The organism is Rathayibacter festucae DSM 15932, assembly GCF_004011135.1.
In the GTDB taxonomy this organism is placed as follows: Bacteria; Actinomycetota; Actinomycetes; order Actinomycetales; family Microbacteriaceae; genus Rathayibacter; species Rathayibacter festucae.
In genome coordinates this window covers 3,314,456-3,335,314 of the sequence record NZ_CP028137.1, presented here as the reverse complement: position 1 = coordinate 3,335,314, position 20,859 = coordinate 3,314,456, and the positions used below count along the sequence as shown (strand labels likewise).

Here is a 20,859-nt window from a genome sequence, read left to right as displayed (position 1 = left end):
GATCCCGGTGCCGCGCACCTCCGCCCGGTCCCCCGGACCGAGCGCCCCCGAGCAGCGGGCGGCGCGGGCTGTCGCATGCGGCCCCGCGCCGTCCGCTTCCCCGTCCGACGGGCGTCACCCCTCGGTGCGACGGTGTCATCCCGGGAAACCGAGGCGTCGCTGCCAGTCGGCGAGCACCTCCCCGGTGACGTCGAAGAGCTCGCTGCCCCGGTGCGGAGCATCGATCTCGGTGCTCGTCACGCGCACCCCGTTCGGCAGGATCTCCACGATCGCGGCGCCCGATGCGGCGATCGACCGCTCGTGCTGCGGCCCGGCGAGGACGTCGGTCCGATTCGCGGCACCGGGAGCGACCACCACCGGAGCCGGGTGGGTCGTGTCGACGAAGGCGTGGTGCCAGTGCCCGGCGAGCACCGCCAGGAGCGTCGATCCCTCGACCGCCTCCCAGAAGTCGTGCGGATTCGCGAGTCCCATCCCCCGGTGCAGCGGGGTGACCGCCTCGATCGGCGGGTGGTGCAGCACCACGACCGTCGGCGTCTCCGGGTCCTCGGCCACTCGATTCCGCAGCCACGCCAGCGTCGGCTCGGCGAGGAGTCCCCAGGACGCTCCGCCCGGAACGGAGGAGTCGAGCACGAGGATCCGCACCCCGCGCACGACGACCTCGGTGTTCCAGGCCCCGTCGGAGCCGAAGCCCTCGCGGTCGTCGTGATTGCCGAGGGCGAGCACGAGCGCGGCATCCCGCTCGGCGCACCACTCCTCGAGCTTCGCGCGCAGAACCCGGTAGGACTCGGCATCGCCGTCATCGCTCAGGTCGCCGGACACCACGACGGCGTCGAGGTCGGCGACGGCGGAGTGGGCGGCGAGCACCGCGTCGAGTGCGGCGCGCGGATCGACGATGCGGTTGTACCGGGCAGCGGGGTCGGCGAGCAGGTGCGTGTCCGAGAGGTGCAGGATCCGCACGGCGCGGGGAGCGGACTCCTCGAGGATCGCGTCGGCCCGGGCACCCGCCGCCTCGATCCGCTCCGCGTTCCGCTCGTCGGGCCCGTCGGTCCAGGCGATCGCCTCCTCGAGGGTCTTGCCGAAGCGGAGGTGCCGCGCGACCAGTCGCCGCCGGCGCAGGGTCGGCTCGACCCGCAGGTGCAGCGTCAGATCGAGGAGGCCGGCGACCTCACCCCAGCCGTCGTCCTCGAGCAGCAGGTAGTTGCCCTCGACCAGGACGACGGTCCGCTCGCCCACGGGGAGGGCGAGGGAGTCCGGCACCGGCTCCTCGATCGTGCGATCGAAGGAGGCGACTCGCACGGTGTCGCCCGGCTGCGCGGTCCGCAGACTCCGCAAGGCCCCGAGGAATCCGACGACATCGAAGGTGTCCGGCGCCCCCATCCGCTCGCGCCGACCGAGTTCGCGCAGACGCTGCTGGGACAGGTGGTACCCGTCGAGCGGGAGGACGAGCGCACCGGGAAGGCGAGCACGCAGCCGCTCGGCGATCGTGGACTTGCCGGCGCCCGGCGATCCGGTCACTCCCACCAGGAGGAGACGCCGGTCCGACGCCGCCGTGCGGATCGCGGCGACCGCCTCCTCGAGGGAGGCGAGCAGGGGACGGGGCTGGTCGGGGAGAGACATGCGCCCATTGTGGCCAGCAGTACCGGGGCGGCGGAGGGCCGACCGCGCAGTCGGTGGAGAGTCCGGGCGTCCGCGCCCTGGGGAGGACCCCCAGCGCGACACGCCCGGGATGAGCGGTTTCGGGGGCCCGGTTTGACAGTGCCGGGATCGGGCCGTAACTTATTCCAAGTCGCCACACAGGCCGCAGGGAAACGGAAGAACAGGGCTCCTCAGGGAGCACGGTTCAACGTCCCGGCCTCATTCGGCACCATCCACTCGGCAAGACAGTCCTTCGGGTCACGTCTGCCGCACGGATGTAAAGCCTTCGCAGGATCCCTCGGGTCCAGCAACTTCGCCGCCCGGCGACGGACTCAGGTTCGGAACCGAGCAACGTCGGAGCGCCTACGAGCGCAACGGCATCGCGAAGAAGCCGGATTTGACACGGCCTGCGGATGTGCTAAGTTAGTCAAGTTGCCACGGCGGCTGAGAGAACAACTTCTCCAGCTTAGCGAAGTCTTCCGACTAAGGCAACATCTTCGATCACTTCCGTTGTGAAGCACCTTTTCAGGTGTGGAGGCGGGATGTGTCCGATTCTTGAGAACTCAACAGCGTGCACTATGTTCAATGCCAAATTTATAACCCCGTCCGGGTCTTGTGATCCGGTTGGGTTCCTTTGGAAATTGATGTCAGTAATGATGTCTTATTTGCTAGAGGTCAAACTTGAGTGCCTTCCTTTCGGGGTTGGTGTTCGTAATATTTTTACGGAGAGTTTGATCCTGGCTCAGGACGAACGCTGGCGGCGTGCTTAACACATGCAAGTCGAACGATGAAGCCCAGCTTGCTGGGTGGATTAGTGGCGAACGGGTGAGTAACACGTGAGTAACCTGCCCTTGACTCTGGGATAAGCGCTGGAAACGGCGTCTAATACCGGATACGACCTGCCCCGGCATCGGGTGCGGGTGGAAAGTTTTTCGGTCAAGGATGGACTCGCGGCCTATCAGGTAGTTGGTGAGGTAATGGCTCACCAAGCCGACGACGGGTAGCCGGCCTGAGAGGGTGACCGGCCACACTGGGACTGAGACACGGCCCAGACTCCTACGGGAGGCAGCAGTGGGGAATATTGCACAATGGGCGAAAGCCTGATGCAGCAACGCCGCGTGGGGGATGACGGCCTTCGGGTTGTAAACCTCTTTTAGTAGGGAAGAAGGGCTTCGGCTTGACGGTACCTGCAGAAAAAGCACCGGCTAACTACGTGCCAGCAGCCGCGGTAATACGTAGGGTGCAAGCGTTGTCCGGAATTATTGGGCGTAAAGAGCTCGTAGGCGGTTTGTCGCGTCTGCTGTGAAAACCCGAGGCTCAACCTCGGGCCTGCAGTGGGTACGGGCAGACTAGAGTGCGGTAGGGGAGAATGGAATTCCTGGTGTAGCGGTGGAATGCGCAGATATCAGGAGGAACACCGATGGCGAAGGCAGTTCTCTGGGCCGTTACTGACGCTGAGGAGCGAAAGCGTGGGGAGCGAACAGGATTAGATACCCTGGTAGTCCACGCCGTAAACGTTGGGAACTAGATGTGGGGACCTTTCCACGGTCTCCGTGTCGCAGCTAACGCATTAAGTTCCCCGCCTGGGGAGTACGGCCGCAAGGCTAAAACTCAAAGGAATTGACGGGGGCCCGCACAAGCGGCGGAGCATGCGGATTAATTCGATGCAACGCGAAGAACCTTACCAAGGCTTGACATATACCGGAAACTTCCAGAAATGGTTGCCCCGCAAGGTCGGTATACAGGTGGTGCATGGTTGTCGTCAGCTCGTGTCGTGAGATGTTGGGTTAAGTCCCGCAACGAGCGCAACCCTCGTTCTATGTTGCCAGCACGTCATGGTGGGAACTCATAGGAGACTGCCGGGGTCAACTCGGAGGAAGGTGGGGATGACGTCAAATCATCATGCCCCTTATGTCTTGGGCTTCACGCATGCTACAATGGCCGGTACAAAGGGCTGCGATACCGTAAGGTGGAGCGAATCCCAAAAAGCCGGTCTCAGTTCGGATTGAGGTCTGCAACTCGACCTCATGAAGTCGGAGTCGCTAGTAATCGCAGATCAGCAACGCTGCGGTGAATACGTTCCCGGGCCTTGTACACACCGCCCGTCAAGTCATGAAAGTCGGTAACACCCGAAGCCAGTGGCCTAACCGCAAGGAGGGAGCTGTCGAAGGTGGGATCGGTGATTAGGACTAAGTCGTAACAAGGTAGCCGTACCGGAAGGTGCGGCTGGATCACCTCCTTTCTAAGGAGCATCTGGACACCATGCGCTTCGGCGTAGAGGTTGTTCCAGGCGCCAGATCAAAGCGAATGTCTTTGCTGGTAGCTCATGGGTGGAACATTGAACTGGGTGCAGGAAGAGATTCGTCTCGTGTCAGTACAGCCTTCGGGTTGGGAACGCATGAGCGGGTGGGCGACTGCACATGCACGCTGTTGGGTCCTGAGGGACCGGGCCGGCTGCTCCTTCGGGGGTGGCTGGATCTCGACTCTCCTGGATCCTTTCTTCACGCCTGGGTGTGTGGGGGAGGGATACCGCCCGTATTTTGAGAACTACACAGTGGACGCGAGCATCTTAGACTCGGGCAGCCTTTGCGGGTTGTTCGGGTCGACAAGATTCGCAAGGAGCAGCCTTCGGGTTGTGTTCTTGCCAATCATTGGATCTGCAACTTTTCGAGTTGTGGTTTCTTAAACTCATGTGATTTTCAAGTTTTTAAGAGCAAACGGTGAATGCCTTGGCATCTGGAGCCGAAGAAGGACGTCGTAATCTGCGATAAGCCTCGGGGAGCTGATAAACGAGCTGTGATCCGAGGATTTCCGAATGGGGAAACCCCGCCAGGCCCCTTGTGGTGACCTGGTGACTCCCGCCTGAATATATAGGGCGGGTAGAGGGAACGTGGGGAAGTGAAACATCTCAGTACCCACAGGAAGAGAAAACAACAGTGATTCCGTCAGTAGTGGCGAGCGAACGCGGAAGAGGCTAAACCGAATCATGTGTGATACCCGGCAGGGGTTGCATGGTCGGGGTTGTGGGACTTTTCGTTGTGTTCTGCCGAGCACTGAACGTTACAGCGCATCATAGACGAACAGGTTTGAATGCCTGGCCAGAGCGGGTGCGAGCCCCGTAGTCGAAATGGTGTTATGGCGTGAAGAGTATCCCAAGTAGCACGGGGCCCGAGAAATCCCGTGTGAATCTGTCAGGACCACCTGATAAGCCTAAATACTCCCAGATGACCGATAGCGGACAAGTACCGTGAGGGAAAGGTGAAAAGTACCCCGGGAGGGGAGTGAAATAGTACCTGAAACCGTTTGCTTACAAACCGTCGGAGCTCCCATGTTGGGGTGACGGCGTGCCTTTTGAAGAATGAGCCTGCGAGTTAGTGCTCTGTGGCGAGGTTAACCCGTGTGGGGCAGCCGTAGCGAAAGCGAGTCCGAATAGGGCGATTCAGTCGCAGGGTCTAGACCCGAAGCGAAGTGATCTATCCATGGCCAGGTTGAAGCGACGGTAAGACGTCGTGGAGGACCGAACCCACTTCAGTTGAAAATGGAGGGGATGAGCTGTGGATAGGGGTGAAAGGCCAATCAAACTTCGTGATAGCTGGTTCTCTCCGAAATGCATTTAGGTGCAGCGTTGCGTGTTTCTTGCCGGAGGTAGAGCTACTGGATGGCCGATGGGGCCCAAAAGCTTACTGACGTCAGCCAAACTCCGAATGCCGGTAAGTGAGAGCGCAGCAGTGAGACTGTGGGGGATAAGCTTCATAGTCGAGAGGGAAACAACCCAGACCACCAACTAAGGTCCCTAAGCGCGTGCTAAGTGGGAAAGGATGTGGAGTTGCACAGACAACCAGGAGGTTGGCTTAGAAGCAGCCACCCTTGAAAGAGTGCGTAATAGCTCACTGGTCAAGTGATTCCGCGCCGACAATGTAACGGGGCTCAAGCACGCCACCGAAGTTGTGGCATTGACATTAGTGGTAGGCCTTCGTGGTCCAGCCGTGTTGATGGGTAGGAGAGCGTCGTGTGGCGAGTGAAGCGGCGGTGTGAACCAGCCGTGGACGCTACACGAGTGAGAATGCAGGCATGAGTAGCGAAAGACGGGTGAGAAACCCGTCCTCCGGAAGACCAAGGGTTCCAGGGTCAAGCTAATCTTCCCTGGGTAAGTCGGGACCTAAGGCGAGGCCGACAGGCGTAGTCGATGGACAACGGGTTGATATTCCCGTACCGGCGAAGAACCGCCCAAGACAATCCAGTAGTGCTAAGTATCTGAATCCCTTTGATGGATCCCTTCGGGGTGAAGCGTTGGGCCTAGCGTACGACCCCGTGCTGGTGCGTTTAGCGTATTAACAGGTGTGACGCAGGAAGGTAGCCGAGCCGGGCGATGGTTGTCCCGGTCTAAGGATGTAGGGCGAACGATAGGCAAATCCGTCGTTCACATAGCCTGAGATCTGATGGGTAGACGCAAGTCGAAATCGGTGATCCTATGCTGCCAAGAAAAGCATCGACGCGAGGTTCTAGCTGCCCGTACCCCAAACCGACTCAGGTGGTCAGGTAGAGAATACTAAGGAGATCGAGAGAATCGTGGTTAAGGAACTCGGCAAAATGCCCCCGTAACTTCGGGAGAAGGGGGGCCTGAGGCGTGAACGGACTTGCTCCGGGAGCGTTCGATGGCCGCAGAGACCAGTGGGAAGCGACTGTTTACTAAAAACACAGGTCCGTGCTAAGTCGCAAGACGATGTATACGGACTGACGCCTGCCCGGTGCTGGAAGGTTAAGAGGAACGGTTAGCCGCAAGGCGAAGCTGAGAATTTAAGCCCCAGTAAACGGCGGTGGTAACTATAACCATCCTAAGGTAGCGAAATTCCTTGTCGGGTAAGTTCCGACCTGCACGAATGGCGTAACGACTTCCCAGCTGTCTCAACCGCGAACTCGGCGAAATTGCATTACGAGTAAAGATGCTCGTTACGCGCAGCAGGACGGAAAGACCCCGTGACCTTTACTATAGTTTGGTATTGGTGTTCGGTGTGGCTTGTGTAGGATAGGTGGGAGACTGTGAAGCGGGCACGCTAGTGTTCGTGGAGTCATTGTTGAAATACCACTCTGGTCACTCTGGATATCTAACTTCGGACCCTAATCGGGTTCAGGGACAGTGCCTGATGGGTAGTTTAACTGGGGCGGTTGCCTCCTAAAGAGTAACGGAGGCGCCCAAAGGTTCCCTCAACCTGGTTGGCAATCAGGTGTCGAGTGTAAGTGCACAAGGGAGCTTGACTGTGAGACTGACAAGTCGAGCAGGGACGAAAGTCGGGACTAGTGATCCGGCAGTGGCTTGTGGAAGCGCTGTCGCTCAACGGATAAAAGGTACCTCGGGGATAACAGGCTGATCTTGCCCAAGAGTCCATATCGACGGCATGGTTTGGCACCTCGATGTCGGCTCGTCGCATCCTGGGGCTGGAGTAGGTCCCAAGGGTTGGGCTGTTCGCCCATTAAAGCGGTACGCGAGCTGGGTTTAGAACGTCGTGAGACAGTTCGGTCCCTATCCGCTGCGCGCGCAGGAAATTTGAGAAGATCTATCCCTAGTACGAGAGGACCGGGATGGACGAACCTCTGGTGTGTCAGTTGTTCCGCCAGGAGCACCGCTGATTAGCTACGTTCGGAACGGATAACCGCTGAAAGCATCTAAGCGGGAAGCCGGCTTCGAGATGAGATTTCCATCCCTTCGGGGGAGAGGCTCCCAGCCAGACGACTGGGTTGATAGGCCGGATGTGGAAGACAGGACTAAAGACTGTCGGAGCTGACCGGTACTAATAAGCCGATAACTTGATAATCACTACACTCATACCGTTGTAAAGGCTGGTAGGAGTGGTCAGAGATTGCTTGCGTCCACTTTGTGGTTCCCAGAATACGGGCTCCATACCGCGGGTCGTGTTCGCAAAGACACGATCTGCACACCGCACCTTCGGGGCGGACAACAGAACACACGCATGACGTGTGACCCAGATTTGACCACCACCACGCCTCAGGCTGGTGGGTGTGTCTGAGAGGGTTACGGCGGCCATAGCGAGAGGGAAACGCCCGGTCACATTCCGAACCCGGAAGCTAAGACTCTCAGCGCCGATGGTACTGCAGGGGGGACCCTGTGGGAGAGTAGGACACCGCCGGACACCAATTCACGATGGCCACCCAGAAATGGGTGGCCATCGCTGTTTAACCAGAGGTTCCACAGAGGGAACCGGAAGACCCAGCACCTCGACCCCCGTGGCATCCGCCATGGTGCGGGTTAGGGTGGTGGCTGGCGGCTCACGGGCCGCCGATCCCCGTCCTCACGGACGGGTCAACTCCACAGAGCTCCACCACGACAGGCGAGGAACGCATGGACGACGCAGCATCCGACCGCAACGACCGCGGACAGGACCGGCGCGACGAGCGCCCGCCCCGCGCCGCCGGCGGCGACCGCTCCTCCTCCCCGCGGGGCGGAGCTCGAGACGGCGATCGTCCCGCCCGCGGTGGAGACTCCCGTCCGTACCGCTCGAACGACTCCGGATCGCGCTCGGACGCTCCGCGTCGCGACGGAGCCGGGCGTCCGGACCGTGGCGGAGACTCCCGTCCGCGCCGCGACGGCGATGCGCGTCCGTACTCCGGCGGCGACTCCCGTCCGCGCCGCGACGGCGACGCCCGACCGCCTCGGGCCGGCGAAGCCCGTCCTTCGCGTGACGGTGATTCCCATCCTCGTCGTGAGGGCGACTTCCGTCCTTCCCGTAACTCCGACTCCCGCCCTCGTCGCGACGGCGATGCGCGTCCTTCTCGCGATGGCGACTCCCGTCCCCGTCGTGAGGGCGACTTCCGTCCTTCTCGTGATGGTGACTCCCGCCCTCGCCGCGATGGTGATTCCCGTCCCTCGCGTGATGGTGACTCTCGCCCCCGGTACGGCGATGTGCGTCCTTCTCGCGACGGCGACTCGCGTCCGCGTCGCGAGGGCGACTCCCGTCCTTCTCGTGATGGTGATTCCCGTCCGCGTCGTGAGGGCGACTTCCGTCCTTCTCGTGACGGTGATTCTCGTCCGCGTCGTGAGGGCGATTTCCGTCCTTCTCGTGATGGTGAGTCCCGTCCGCGTCGTGAGGGCGACTTCCGTCCTTCTCGTGACGGTGATTCTCGTCCGCGTCGTGAGGGCGATTTCCGTCCTTCTCGTGACGGTGAGTCCCGTCCGCGTCGTGAGGGCGACTTCCGTCCTTCCCGTGACGGCGACTCCCGTCCTCGCCGTGAAGGTGACTCCCGTCCTTCTCGTGATGGCGATTCCCGGCCCCGTCGGGACGGCGACTCCCGCGGTGGGCGCTTCGACGACCGTCGGGGCGGTGGCGATCGCGCGGGCGGCCGTGGCGGGTTCGGCGGCGGGTACGCCGGCCGCGGCGCTCCGCGCGAGGAGCCAGAGCTCACCGAGGAGGAGCGCGAGCGTCGCTCCCTCCAGTCGGTGCGCCCTCGGCACGACGATCCCGATCTGCCGGACGACGTCCAGGCGAAGGATCTCGACAAGGTCGCCCGCAACGAGCTGCGCACGCTGTCCAAGGACAACGCGGAGTGGGTCGCGCGCCACCTGGTGATGGCCGGCCGTCTGCTCGAGGAGGACCCGGAGCTGGCGCACCGCCATGTCCTGTCGGCCGCGCGCCGGGCCGGCCGGATCGCGGTCGTCCGCGAGTCGCTGGCCATCTCGGCCTACGCGACCGGTGACTTCGCTCTCGCGCTGCGCGAGCTGCGCACCTACCGCCGGATCTCCGGCTCGGACGAGCAGGTCCCCCTGATGGTCGACAGCGAGCGCGGAGTGGGGCGTCCCGACAAGGCGCTCGAGCTCGGCCGCTCCGTGGATCGCAGCACGCTGAGCCCCGGTGCCCAGGTGTCGCTCGCGATCGCGATGTCCGGCGCGCGCCTCGACCTCGGTCAGGGCGAGCTGGCGCTGATGGAGCTCGAGATCCCGCAGCTCGATCCCGATCGAGCCTTCTCCTACAGCCCCGACCTCTTCGCCGCGTACGCCCTCGTTCTCGAGGAGGTCGGCCGCGCCGAGGAGGCCGCCGAGTGGCAGCGCCGCGCGGACATCGCCGCGCGCGCCGTGTTCGCGGCCGAGGGCGGCGGCGACGACGAGACGATCGAGGTCGTCGAGGAGGAGGGCGACTACGTGCCCGCCACCCGCGCCGAGCTCTCGGGCCTGGTCGCCGCCGACGCAGCCCCCGAAGCCGACGCCGCGACCGACCTGGACGACTCGCTCGAGATCGACGACGAGGACGAGGACGACAGCCTCGACCCCGATTCGGCCGAGCTCGCCGAGCAGGACGCTCCCGAGATCGACCAGCCCCTCGAGATCGACGAGGCCGCCGAGACCGACGAGTCCGCCGAAACCGACGAGCCCGCCGACGCCGACGGACCGGTGGAGACCGACGAGCCCGCCGACTCCGACGAGCCCGCAGAGACCACGGCCGTGGACGCCATCGAGCACCAGGCCGCGCTCGACGACGCCGATCTGTCCGATGCGGACTTCGAGGAGGCCCTCGCCGATTCGATGCCCGAGGCGCTGTCGGTGGAGGACGCCGCCGAGGAGACCGCCATGGAGGAGACCGCCATGGAGGAGCCCTCGGACGAGCCGGACGCGGAGCCCACCGCCGCGGAGTCTGCAGACGACACCGACACCATCACCCCCACCGACACCGAGGAGGACGGCGCCGATGTTCCGAAGCCCGAAGCCTGAGCCCAGCCCGCTGGACGGGCGCGACTGCGTCCTCGCCGACCTCGACGGGGTCGTCTACAAGGGCGCCGACGCGATCCCGTTCGCCGTCGAGAGCCTGAACCGCGCGGCGGAGACCGTCCGCGTCGGCTACATCACCAACAACGCCTCGCGCACGGACGTCTCGGTGGCCGGCCACCTCTCCGACCTCGGCCTCGCCGTGCGCCCGGAGGACGTGGTCACCTCGCCGCAGGCGGCCGTCGTGCTGCTCGCCGATCTGATCCCGGCCGGCTCGACCGTCCTGGTCGTGGGCGGGGAGGGCCTCACCACCGAGGTCGAGCGGGCCGGCTTCACCGTCACCCGCAGCGCGGAGGAGTCACCGGCCGCCGTCATCCAGGGCTTCGCGCAGTCCGTCGGCTGGGCGGAGCTCGCCGAGGCGTCGTTCGCGCTGCACACGGGCATCCCGTGGGTCGCCACCAACACCGACTGGACGATCCCCGTCGCCCGCGGTATCGCCCCGGGCAACGGCACGCTCGTCTCCGCCGTGCACACCGCGGTCGGGCGCCTGCCCGTCGTCGCCGGCAAGCCGGAGCGCGCGATCTTCGACGCGGCGACCGCGCGGTTCGGCTCGACGAATCCGCTGTTCATCGGCGACCGGCTCGACACCGACATCGCCGGGGCGAACACCTCCGGCATGGAGAGCGTGCTCGTCCTCACCGGCATCGACCGGGCGAAGCAGCTGCTCGCGGCCGAGCTGAAGCTGCGGCCGACCTACATCCTGGCCGACCTGCGCGAGCTGGACGCGCCGTACCCGGCGACCGTCGTCGCCCGGAACGGGACCCACTCGGTGCGCTCGGCGAAGGTCCGGCTCGACGGCGACTCCGTCGTGATCGTCGACGCCGGCTCCGATGAGACCGACCTGCTGCGCGCCGCGTGCTCGGTGATCTGGAGCTCTGGCCGCGCGATCTACGGACTCGACGTGCCGGAGTCGCTCTACAGCTGACCCCGCGCCCGCACCGGGCCTAGACCCGATCCCGTGCGGCGGGCTCCTCCCGGCCCTCGAGCCGGAGGAGCCCGCTGAGCCGGATCGCCAGCGCCACCGCCGCGACGGCGATCAGCGCGCCGTAGGCGAAGGTGGCCGTGAACACGGCGACGCCGCTCCCGACCAGACCGGTGACCGCGGCGGCCAGCAGCCCGGTGAGCGCGAGGGAGACCGAGCCGCCGGTCGAGTCGGCGATCTGCAGCGCCGAGCTGTTGAAGCCCTCGCGCCCCGGCGCCGAGAGGCCGAGCGTCAGCGTGCCCATCCGCGGGAACATCGCGCCCATCCCGCCGCCCGCGAGAAACCAGCCGACTCCGGCGACGATCGGCGACAGCGCGAGCACGACCGTCAGCAGCACGACGAGGATGCCGGCGAGCAGCAGACCCGTACCGAGGCGCATCGCGCCGCCGTGCGAGAGGCGGGTGCCCGGGCGGCCCTGCAGCTGCGAGCCCAGCGCCCAGGAGACGGCGCCGGCGGTGAGTGCGACTCCGGACAGCCACGGCGGGAGTCCGTACCGCTCGCTCAGCAGCAGCGGGAGGTAGACCTCGGTGCCGAAGAAGGCGGCCGCGACGAGGGCCCGGAGCAGCATCGTCGACGGCAGGACGCCGCGCGCCCGCAGCGTGCCGACCGGCAGGAGTGCGCGGACCGCGAGGATCACCACCGCGATCGCGACGGCCGCCACCACTCCCGCGGCGTCAGGAGCGATCTCGGCGCTCGTGCTCAGCACGACGACGGCGGCGGCCACCACGACGGCGCGGACGACGCGGCCGATCGCGCTCCGGTCGAAGGGCCGCAGCTCCTGCGGCTCGAGCGCGCGGAGCGTCGGCGCGATGACCGCGCTCGCCGCGGCCACCAGCGCCACGACGCCGAGGAACACCCAGTGCCAGCTGGTCAGCTCGGCGACGAGGCCGGCAGCGAGCGGCCCGACCAGCGAGGGCACCACCCAGGCCGCGGCGAAGGCGCCGAAGATCCGGGGATGCAGCTCGGCGGGGAAGACCCGCGCGACGAGCACGTAGAGCGTGACGGTGATCCCTCCGCTGCCGAGGCCCTGCAGCAGGCGCGCGCCGACGAAGACCGGCATCGACGTCGCCGTCCCGGCCGCGATCAGGCCGAGGGTGAACAGCAGGATCGCCGCGATCAGCGCCGGGGTCGGTCCGCGGCGGTCCGCCGAGGAGCCCGCCGTGACCATGCCGACGACGGCCGCCGCGAGGGTGGCCGCGAAGGCGAGCGAGTAGAGCGCCCGGCCGTCGAGGTCGGCGCTGATGATCGGCATGATCGTCGTCACCGCGAGCGACTCGAACGCGCAGAGGAAGACGAGCGCGGTCGTGCCGGCGGTGGTCAGGAGGAACGGGGCCGAGGTGATGCCGCGGCGGGCGACGGAAGGCACTCTCGCCACACTACGCGGCGGCCGGTGCCGTCGGCGGGGTCAGCGGTAGACGGCCCAGTCGTCCTTCGTCAGCAGGGTGGGTGTGCCCTCGATCTCGACGAGCCAGCCGCTGTCGTCGCGCTCGAGGTAGCGCCCCTGGATGATCTCCGGAGCCCAGCCCCCGTCGCGGGAGGACACCCAGCGGACGAAGCGGACGGTGCCGCCGCGGCGGAAGAGCGTGCCGTTGTGGTCGCTCACGCGAGGATCCTCCTGGCCCGGGGGTCGGGAGCGCTCTCGGGCTCGGGGACGACGTGCAGGCCGATCCGGCCGTGCGAGGCCGCGGTCAGCGCCCGCAGCCAGTGCGGATTGAGGTCGTGCTGCCCCGCGGCGTCGTACTCGTAGCGGGTGGCGATCGAGGGATGCAGCCAGAGCTCGGACAGCCGTCCGTCGTCGTCCGCGGTGGTCAGCAGGAAGCCCTCGCCGCGGCGGAACCGGGCGGTGATCACGCTCTGCAGGTGCGCGAGGGTGCGGTCCTCGAACCGGTGCGCGCTCGGCGGTGCCCCGTACAGCAGGCGTCCCATCGTCGACTCTCCTCCGCCGTTTCCGGCGCACCGAAGGGGGCGCACCGGAGAACAGCGTACTTTATTGACTAAATCGGTTAGCTAAATACCCGGCGAGCAGTGCGTTTCCGGGACAGCGCATGCTGCGTTTCCCGGACGACGCCCGCGGGCCACCGAGAAGTGGTTGCATGGTCGGAGCGAGTTCCCGATCGGGGCGCCTGCCGTCAGGAGGGCGACCCATGGACGATCGACCGGATCTGTTCGCCCTGCTGGCCCGGCTGCGGACCGAGGAGCGGAGCTACGACGCGCGCGTCGAGCGCCGGCTCGGCATCGGCGCGACCGACCTCGCCGCCCTGCGTCTGATCGGCGCCGGGGCCGGGCGCGACGAGATCGTCCGCGCCGTCGATCTGGCCGGGGCGATCGGTCTGACGACGGCGGCCGTCTCGATCCTCGTCGACCGGCTCTCCCGCGCCGGCTACGTGGACCGCGTGCTCGATCCCTCCGACGGCCGCGGCCGGATCCTCTGCCTGACCGACCGGGCCGAGACGGCGCTCGGCGAGACCGACGAGCGGGTCTACGGCGAGGTCCGCACCCTCACCGACTCGGTCGCCGACACCGAGTCGGTGCGCTTCGCCGCGATCCTCGAGGGGCTCTCCGGGATCTTCGAGCGCGGACCGCAGCCCGCGGCCTGAGCCCGCGGCCTGAGCCCGCGGCCCTGTCCCGCGAGGCGGCGCGCTCAGCGGGTGAGGCGCTCGATCAGCTCGCGGTAGCGACCGGCGGTCCGGACGACGATCTCGTGCGGGAGCCGGGGCGGCTCGCCCTGGCCGTCCCAGTTGTCGGCGAGCCAGTCCCGGACGATCTGCTTGTCGAAGGACTGCCCGCGCACGCCCGCGTCGTAGTCGACCGCGTCCCAGTAGCGCGAGGAGTCGCTCGTGAGCACCTCGTCGCCGAGGGTGACGACGCCGGTCGCGCGGTCGACGCCGAACTCGAACTTGGTGTCGGCCAGGATGACGCCGCTGCGCAGCGCGATCGCGGACGCCTCCCGGTAGACGTGCAGCGAGAGGGTGCGCAGCGCCTCCGCCGCGTCCTCGCCGACGAGCTCGACGGTGCGCTCGAAGGAGATGTTCTCGTCGTGCTCGCCCTGCGGCGCCTTCCAGGCGGGAGTGTAGATCGGCTCGGGCAGGACGTCGCCGTCGTTCAGCCCCTCCGGGAGCGCGACGCCGGAGACGGCGCCGGTCGCCCGGTACTCCTTGAGCCCGCTGCCGGAGAGGTAGCCGCGCACGACGCACTCGATCGGGAACATGTCGAGCGTCTTCACGAGCATCGCCCGGCCGCGCACGGCCTCGGGGATCTCCCCCGGGACGAGGTGGTTGGGCACGTCGGCCAGCTGGCCGAACCACCACAGCGACAGCTCGGTCAGCAGCTCGCCCTTGCCGGGGATGCCGGGCTCGAGGATCGTGTCGAAGGCGCTGACGCGGTCGCTCGCGACGACCAGCATCCGGTCGGCGCCGAGCACCGGGTCGGAGTCGTCGGGGGTGTAGAGGTCGCGCACCTTGCCGGAGTAGGCGTGCTGCCAGCCGGGCAGCGGGGCGGTCGGGTCGAAGGCCGGGGAGTCGTCGCGGGTCACCGGGCCATTCTCCCGGAAGCGGGGGCCGTGGTCAGCCTCTCCGGGCGTCTGCGGACGTCGAACCTGGAAGCGGGCTGGGCATCCGCTCTGCCGCGCGGAATGCGCGCTGTCAACCACGCGCGCGAGCGCGATGCCCGCGCCTAGCGTCGAGGACATGACTTCCGAGAACACGACCGACCAGTACACGTTCCAGGACCCCACGAAGATGTTCGCCGACATCGACACCGAGGAGCAGTATCAGGAGGGCTCCGGCCTCGACTCGAAGATGGACGACCTCGCCGACCGCGGCGAGTCGACCTACCGCGGCTCCGGCCGCCTCGAGGGCCGCAAGGCGCTCATCACCGGCGGCGACTCGGGCATCGGCGCGGCCGTCGCCATCGCCTACGCCCGCGAGGGTGCCGACGTCGCCATCGTCTACCTGCCCGAGGAGGAGTCCGACGCCAAGAAGGTCGTCGCCCTCATCGAGGAGGCCGGCCGCGTCGCCGTCGCCATCCCCGGCGACATCACCGACCACGACTTCGCCGTCGGCGCCGTCGCGAAGGCCGTCGAGGGCCTCGGCGGCCTCGACATCCTCGTCAACAACGCCGGCAAGCAGCAGTCGGTCGAGGACTTCCTCGACATCTCCGACGAGCAGTTCGACGAGACCTTCAAGACCAACGTCTACGCGATGTTCTGGATGACGAAGGCGGCCGTGCCGCACCTCGCCCCGGGCTCCGCGATCATCAGCACCTCGTCGATCCAGGCCTACCAGCCGTCGCCGACGCTGGTCGACTACGCCTCCACCAAGGCCACGATCAACACGTTCTCGAAGGCGCTCTCGCAGCAGCTCGCGCCCAAGGGCATCCGCGTGAACGTCGTCGCGCCCGGTCCGATCTGGACCCCGCTGCAGACCGCCGGCGGCCAGCCGCCGGAGAAGCTGCCCGAGGTCGGCTCGCAGACGCCGCTCGGCCGCTGGGGCCAGCCCTCGGAGCTCGCTCCGGCCTACGTGTTCCTCGCCTCGCCCGAGTCGAGCTACGTCGTCGGCGAGACGCTGCACGTGAACGGCGGCATGCCCACGCCGTAACACTCGGCGGCATCCGCGGGCCCAGCCTGCGTCCGGAGACCTCGGTCCCGGGCGCAGGCTGGGTCTTCGCATTTAGTTGTCGTAACAATCGGTGCGGAGAAGGCGAACTGCGCAAGGCTTTCCCCATGACCGATTCCCTGCCGATCCTCGACCTCTCCCGCCTCGACCAGGGAGAGGAGGAAGCCGCCGCGTTCCGCCGCGATCTCCGCGAGACCACGCACGACGTGGGCTTCTTCTACCTCGTCGGCCACGGCGTGCCGCAGGACCTCCTCGACGACGTGGTCGCCGTCTCCCGCCGCTTCTTCGAGCTCTCCGAGGAGGAGAAGCTCGCGATCGAGAACACGGCCAGCCCGCAGTTCCGCGGCTACACCCGCTTCGGCGCCGAGCTGACCAACGGCGACGTCGACTACCGCGAGCAGGTCGACATCGGCATCGACCGCGAGACCGTGCCGGCCGGCGCCGACGTCCCGGACTACCAGCGCCTCGAGGGACCGAACCTCTGGCCGGAGTCGCTGCCCGAGTTCCGCGCCGTCTTCGAGCGCTGGCACGAGGAGCTCGCGGCGGTGGCCATCCGCCTGCTGCGCACCTGGGCCGTGGCCCTCGACGCTCCGGCCGACGTCTTCGACGAGGCGTTCGCCGAGAAGCCGTTCTCGCTGGTCAAGGTCGTCCGCTACCCCGGCACCTCGGACCCCGAGCCCAAGCAGGGCGTCGGCGCGCACCGCGACGGCGGCGTGCTGACCCTGCTGCTGGTCGAGCCCGGCAAGGGCGGCCTGCAGGTCGAGCACGACGGCTCCTGGATCGAGGCGCCGGCGCTGCCCGGGGCGTTCGTCGTCAACATCGGCGAGATGCTCGAGCTGGCCACCGGCGGCTACCTCAAGGCGACGCTGCACCGGGTGATCTCGCCGCTGATCGGCACCGACCGGATCTCGATCCCGTTCTTCTTCAATCCCTCGCTCGACTCGACGATGCCCTCGCTGCCGCTGCCCGAGGAGCTGAAGTCCGGCCTCTCGGTCGACCCGACCAACAGCCCGATCCTCGAGACCTACGGCGAGAACGCGCTGCGCTACCGCCTGCGCGCGCACCCGAACGTGGCGGCCGTGCACCACGCCGACCTGCTGGCCCCGACGAGCTGACCCGTCTCACGGGCTGACGCCCTCCGCGAGATGCCACTTGTGCACGCCTTTCACGGCGTGTCGCGCGCACAAGTGGCATCTCGCGGCGGGGAGGGGACGGGGGCTACTCGATGAGGTTCGCGGTGGGGAGCGAGTGGGTGCCGAGGTGCAGGGTGCGCGTTCCGAGCGTCCAGCTGATGCGGGGGCGGAAGACGGCCAGGCCGGTGAAGGACACGGACTTCATCTTCTTCAGCGCGGTGCTCGCCTTCGTCCGCTGGGAGGAGACCTGCTCGGCGGAGTGCGCGGCGGCGGCCGGGGGCGGACCCACCTCCCACATCTCCACGCCGGACTGCGGCGGGACATCGGCCGGGAGGTCGGTGACGCGGCCCGCCGATCGCGTGGCCTTGTACTCCACGGAGAGGGGCACGGCGACGGAGGCGTTGGAGGTCAGGAAGGTGGTGAGCCGCCCGTCCGCCGCCTCCGCCGCGGTCTCGATCCCCTCGAGGAGATCGGACCCGACGTGGCAGCCCGTGATCGGGTCCTGCTCCGCGACGATCGCGAAGACGAAGCCGCCGGCGCAGCCGAGCAGCGCGCTCGAGACGTCGAGGGCGAGCCAGGTGTCCAGCGCCGACTTCTCCCGGGTGGCGATCTCCACGATGTAGCTGCCCTCGACGGTCGCCTTCCCGGCGACGTCGAGCCGGTGCGGGGCCGGCATCCGCTTGCCGGCGAACGTGTCGAGCATCTTCGTGCCGTCGACCTTGCCGTCACCGGCCAGGCTGAACTCCTTGAAGTAGATCGTGTGGCCGGGCAGGAAGCGCCACGCGTCGGGCTCTCCGGCCTTCGGCTGGAAGTAGAGCCGGACGCCGTGCTTCCGGACGAGCGCCGGAGAGAGATTGACCCCCGCCTTCGCGAACGCTGTGTCCTTCACCCCGGGGGCGCCGAGAACGGAGTAGTTGATCGAGTCGCGGAAGGAGAGCGCGATCGACATCGTGGGGACGTTGCAGTCCTCCTTGAGAGCGAGCTGCCGGACCTTGCACGGCCCGTTCGGAGAGGTGACCCACGGATTGCCGCTCCTCGTCATCGACGGAGCACCGACCGACATCTCCAGGTCGAACTCGTCGCTCACCCCGGGGTACTCGGAGGAGAGCTCGATCCCCGCCCGCAGGAGGAAGCTGAAGCGGCCCTTCCCGGAGATGTGCGAGTTGAGGGAGCTGTAGGAGTTCCAGCCCTCCAGATGCGCGGTCGAGCCGCCGGTGAACAGGACCGTCGAGGAGCTGTCCTGATCGTGGGCCGGAAGACTCGCGATCGCGGCGCCGAAGCCGGGGTCGGTCGACGATGTGCTCAGCATGACGGCATCGCGGAAGCGGGCGCCGACATCGCCCTCTCCGCTGCAGTGCTTCACCTCGACGTCGAAGATCGTGCAGCGCCACCAGTTCAGCGAGTGACCGAGCTCCTCGAGATAGAACTTGGCGAACTCCGGATTGGCGGAGCCGTCGGTGATCCTCACGAGGTCCTGGTTGAGCAGGATCGCGCTCTGATCGTCGTCGTAGACGAAGGCGGCGGGCCGATCGCCCAGGGTGTCGGAGGCGACCCAGATCGGACTGATCTGCTCCAGATAGGCGGAGTCCGTCAGGACCTTCAGCAGCTCCGCCGTGATGAGCCGGGCCTCCGCGCCCGTCCAGGCGGGGTTCTTCCGCGCGACCTGCTCGTAGTCCGTGCCGAACGCGTGCGTGAAGATCGTCTCCACCCCGCGCTCGAAGGCGACCTGTGCGGCGGCGTGGCGCAGATCGGCACTGGTGGCGCTCAGCACCGGGAAGGTGTTCGTGCCGCCGAGCCCCAGCTTGTCGCGGAGCGGCCCGTTCGCGAGGAGCCACTTCTGAGTCGCCTCCGGGATCATCCGCGGAGCCCGGGCGAGGAGCTGCCCGAAGTCCTCGTAGTGCGACTCGGGCGGAGCATCGGACCCGGGCGCGTCGCTCCAGAGGCCGCTCTCGCGGACCCCTTCCACCGCCTCGTCCCGAGGTCCTTCGAGAAGTCGGTGATGAGGCTCTCGAGCGTGGTCCCGAAGTCGTCCTTCCCTCCGATCTCGTGCAGCGCGTCCGAGAGGAACCGCTGCTCGCCGGTCTTGAGCTTGGTCTCGGCGGAGAGCTCCAGCCCGCCCTCGATGGCCTCGCCCGCCGGTCCGAGTGCTCCGAGGAACACGCGGCGGAGGTTGGTCCCGCTCGGGTTCTGCTCGTACTCCTCGATGTGCCGGATCAGCGGCCCGATCAGCGGGATCTGCTCCGCCTCCCCGATCGCGCTGCGCTCGTGGAGCCACTGCCGCTGCAGCTCGCGGAACGTCTGCTCGTCACTGTCGGCGGCGCGCCGGTACTCCTCCTCCGCCGCCTTCAACTCGGACAGCTCCTTGCTCTCGACCCGGAGCAGGGCCGCGTAGCCGGTGGGGTCCTCGCCCGACCAGGTGCGGTGCAGCTCGTGCCAGTCCTCCGCCATCCGGACCCGGAGTGCCGCCTGCGCCTCGGCGACCCGGGCGCCGTGCTCCTTCTGGAGAGCGTTCCGCTCCGCCTCGAGCGTCTCCACATCGTGACCGGCGGCCTTGCAGAAGACCATGCTCAAGCCGAGACTGAGGGCCAGCCAGAACGGTTGGCACGCGCTTCTCCGCTCGGCGATCGCCCGGAGGATCCGCGGCTCGAAGGCGGCGATCCTCGCGCGGAGCGCCGCCTCCGCTCCGAGCTTCGCGTCGTTCAGCCCGAGGGAGAAGAGCCGATCCATCCGCGCGTGCTGACGGTCGTACGCGCGCTGCGCGATCCGGTGCCCGGAGTCGTCGAGAGCGGCTTGGAGCCGACCACAGGCCTGCAGCAGGGGGGAGCCCGCCGCCGCGGAGCTGCACCGAGCGGCGGACACCCGCCAGCGATCAGCACCCGACGCCGGATCGACGCCGGGCTCGCTCGTGAGGCACTCCGTTCCCGTCCCCGTGATGCAGACCAGACCCCCGTCGAGGTCGCGGGCGTACCAGATCGGCACTCCGAGCGAGCGGCCGTCCCTCCAGGTCATCTCGGCGGCGCCCGCCGCCCGGCAGAGACTCGCGAACACGGTCGGGATGGAGTCCGGGGCGGCGTCCACCTGCGAGCAGCGCACGAGTGCGGTCCGGCCCCGGACGACGTCGGCGACCGCGGCGAGCGGCGTCGCCGTCCGCAGGTCGTACGCCGACCCCTCGGCACCCGGCTGCGGCGTCGCTGACACCGGGAACGCGATGTCCCGGTCGTCGACGATCGTGTACACGGCGGCGGGACGCTCGACCTTCGGGTCCGCGGGCAGGACGCGCAGCTCCTCCATCCTCACCCCGACGAGCGGATCGTCGAGAGGGGAGGGGCCGGGCGTCGCGGCGTGCGCGGGAAGGGCGGTGCAGACGGCGAGAAGAGCCGCGAGGACGGCGGTCGGTCGGGTGAGGCGTCGAGGCATGGCTGCTCCTGGGGTGGGAGGGGCGGGATGCTCCGGGCGGACCGGGCCCGGTGCGGGCCGGCGGCAGCGTCTCGCGCGATCGATCGGGTTGCCACACCGTAGTGGGGTCGGATTCCGCTTCTGTGACGTTGCGCGTCCTGCGGCAGCGGAGGCGCGACATGCCTCGTCCTGCTCGGGCCGACGCTGCCGAACGGCGAGGGGGGATCGTGACGCGCACATGATGCGGGGGTGACGGGGCGCTGACGGGGTGGAGCGGAATGTGGAGTGCCGGCGTCGCCGGACCGCCGCTCCTCTCGTCGTCAAGGG

General features: G+C 67.3%; 13 protein-coding genes and 3 rRNA genes. 8 read left to right on the top strand and 8 right to left on the bottom strand.

Annotated elements, in window-relative coordinates:
• Positions 1–135: 135 nt before the first annotated feature.
• A complete protein-coding gene (locus tag C1I64_RS15205) occupies positions 136–1,617 on the bottom strand; it encodes a metallophosphoesterase (protein WP_127887782.1) in 1,482 nt (493 codons plus the stop codon).
• A gap of 737 nt (positions 1,618–2,354) precedes the next feature.
• Between C1I64_RS15205 and C1I64_RS15200 the strand changes: the two genes are divergently transcribed.
• The 3 genes from C1I64_RS15200 (at position 2,355) to rrf (ending at position 7,784) form a co-directional block, all read left to right on the top strand.
• Positions 2,355–3,877 (top strand): 16S ribosomal RNA (locus C1I64_RS15200).
• 455 nt (positions 3,878–4,332) lie between these two features.
• A 23S ribosomal RNA gene (locus C1I64_RS15195) occupies positions 4,333–7,448 on the top strand.
• Positions 7,449–7,667: 219 nt separating this feature from the next.
• Positions 7,668–7,784 (top strand): 5S ribosomal RNA (gene rrf, locus C1I64_RS15190).
• The 16S, 23S and 5S rRNA genes sit together here, the layout of an rRNA operon.
• A gap of 170 nt (positions 7,785–7,954) precedes the next feature.
• Here the strand turns inward: rrf and C1I64_RS15185 are convergent.
• A complete protein-coding gene (locus C1I64_RS15185; RefSeq protein ID WP_127887781.1) occupies positions 7,955–9,103 on the bottom strand; it encodes a hypothetical protein in 1,149 nt (382 codons plus the stop codon).
• Here C1I64_RS15185 and C1I64_RS15180 point away from each other — a divergent pair.
• Together C1I64_RS15180 and C1I64_RS15175 are read left to right on the top strand one after the other, a co-directional pair.
• Entirely contained in the window at positions 9,089–10,354 is a 1,266-nt protein-coding gene (locus C1I64_RS15180) for a tetratricopeptide repeat protein (RefSeq protein WP_208645142.1), read from the top strand. The genes C1I64_RS15185 and C1I64_RS15180 overlap by 15 nt on opposite strands.
• Complete coding sequence (locus C1I64_RS15175) at positions 10,332–11,333, top strand: HAD-IIA family hydrolase (protein ID WP_127887780.1); 1,002 nt, start codon at positions 10,332–10,334, stop codon at positions 11,331–11,333. The genes C1I64_RS15180 and C1I64_RS15175 overlap by 23 nt, the downstream gene beginning before the upstream one ends.
• 19 nt (positions 11,334–11,352) lie before the next feature.
• Here C1I64_RS15175 and C1I64_RS15170 read toward each other — a convergent pair whose 3' ends face one another.
• From C1I64_RS15170 to C1I64_RS15160, 3 genes are read right to left on the bottom strand one after another with little or no spacing between them, the layout of a single operon-like run.
• The gene (locus C1I64_RS15170) at positions 11,353–12,756 is read right to left on the bottom strand and encodes an MFS transporter (RefSeq protein WP_244209499.1); all 1,404 of its coding nucleotides are present in this window, start codon (positions 12,754–12,756) and stop codon (positions 11,353–11,355) included.
• A 39-nt stretch (positions 12,757–12,795) separates the two neighbouring features.
• Positions 12,796–12,993 (bottom strand): hypothetical protein, encoded by a 198-nt coding sequence (locus C1I64_RS15165; RefSeq protein WP_123444572.1) that lies wholly within the window; start codon positions 12,991–12,993, stop codon positions 12,796–12,798.
• Positions 12,990–13,316: a DUF7882 family protein gene (locus C1I64_RS15160; protein ID WP_123444571.1), complete on the bottom strand. Its 327-nt coding sequence runs from the start codon at positions 13,314–13,316 to the stop codon at positions 12,990–12,992. The genes C1I64_RS15165 and C1I64_RS15160 overlap by 4 nt, the downstream gene beginning before the upstream one ends.
• A 218-nt stretch (positions 13,317–13,534) precedes the next feature.
• On the opposite strand from C1I64_RS15160, the gene C1I64_RS15155 reads away from it, so the two are divergent.
• Positions 13,535–13,987, top strand: a complete 453-nt coding sequence (locus tag C1I64_RS15155; RefSeq protein ID WP_164874559.1) for a MarR family winged helix-turn-helix transcriptional regulator — start codon at positions 13,535–13,537, stop codon at positions 13,985–13,987.
• A 44-nt stretch (positions 13,988–14,031) separates the two neighbouring features.
• On the opposite strand, the gene C1I64_RS15150 is transcribed toward C1I64_RS15155, so the two are convergent.
• Positions 14,032–14,922: a phosphoribosylaminoimidazolesuccinocarboxamide synthase gene (locus tag C1I64_RS15150; protein ID WP_167492508.1), complete on the bottom strand. Its 891-nt coding sequence runs from the start codon at positions 14,920–14,922 to the stop codon at positions 14,032–14,034.
• Positions 14,923–15,076: 154 nt separating this feature from the next.
• Here C1I64_RS15150 and C1I64_RS15145 point away from each other — a divergent pair, with 154 nt between their 5' ends.
• Positions 15,077–15,985 carry a glucose 1-dehydrogenase gene (locus C1I64_RS15145; RefSeq protein WP_123706621.1) on the top strand — a complete coding sequence of 303 codons (909 nt, stop codon included), beginning with the start codon at positions 15,077–15,079 and terminating at the stop codon, positions 15,983–15,985.
• 125 nt (positions 15,986–16,110) lie between these two features.
• Positions 16,111–17,118: an isopenicillin N synthase family dioxygenase gene (locus tag C1I64_RS15140; RefSeq protein WP_127887777.1), complete on the top strand. Its 1,008-nt coding sequence runs from the start codon at positions 16,111–16,113 to the stop codon at positions 17,116–17,118.
• A gap of 103 nt (positions 17,119–17,221) precedes the next feature.
• On the opposite strand, the gene C1I64_RS15135 is transcribed toward C1I64_RS15140, so the two are convergent.
• Entirely contained in the window at positions 17,222–19,102 is a 1,881-nt protein-coding gene (locus C1I64_RS15135; protein WP_127887776.1) for a hypothetical protein, read from the bottom strand.
• Positions 18,991–20,553: a hypothetical protein gene (locus tag C1I64_RS15130; protein WP_127887775.1), complete on the bottom strand. Its 1,563-nt coding sequence runs from the start codon at positions 20,551–20,553 to the stop codon at positions 18,991–18,993. The genes C1I64_RS15135 and C1I64_RS15130 overlap by 112 nt, the downstream gene beginning before the upstream one ends.
• Between the last annotated feature and the right edge of the window lie 306 nt (positions 20,554–20,859).

Bases quoted from the DNA above. Each gene is read 5' to 3' on its own strand.
- C1I64_RS15130 (WP_127887775.1), bottom strand. From the start codon at position 20,553: ATGCCTCGACGCCTCACCCGACCGACCGCCGTCCTCGCGGCTCTTCTC.
- C1I64_RS15205 (WP_127887782.1), bottom strand. From the start codon at position 1,617: ATGTCTCTCCCCGACCAGCCCCGTCCCCTGCTCGCCTCCCTCGAGGAG.
- C1I64_RS15160 (WP_123444571.1), bottom strand. From the start codon at position 13,316: ATGGGACGCCTGCTGTACGGGGCACCGCCGAGCGCGCACCGGTTCGAG.
- C1I64_RS15140 (WP_127887777.1), top strand. From the start codon at position 16,111: ATGACCGATTCCCTGCCGATCCTCGACCTCTCCCGCCTCGACCAGGGA.
- C1I64_RS15145 (WP_123706621.1), top strand. From the start codon at position 15,077: ATGACTTCCGAGAACACGACCGACCAGTACACGTTCCAGGACCCCACG.
- C1I64_RS15175 (WP_127887780.1), top strand. From the start codon at position 10,332: ATGTTCCGAAGCCCGAAGCCTGAGCCCAGCCCGCTGGACGGGCGCGAC.
- C1I64_RS15155 (WP_164874559.1), top strand. From the start codon at position 13,535: ATGGACGATCGACCGGATCTGTTCGCCCTGCTGGCCCGGCTGCGGACC.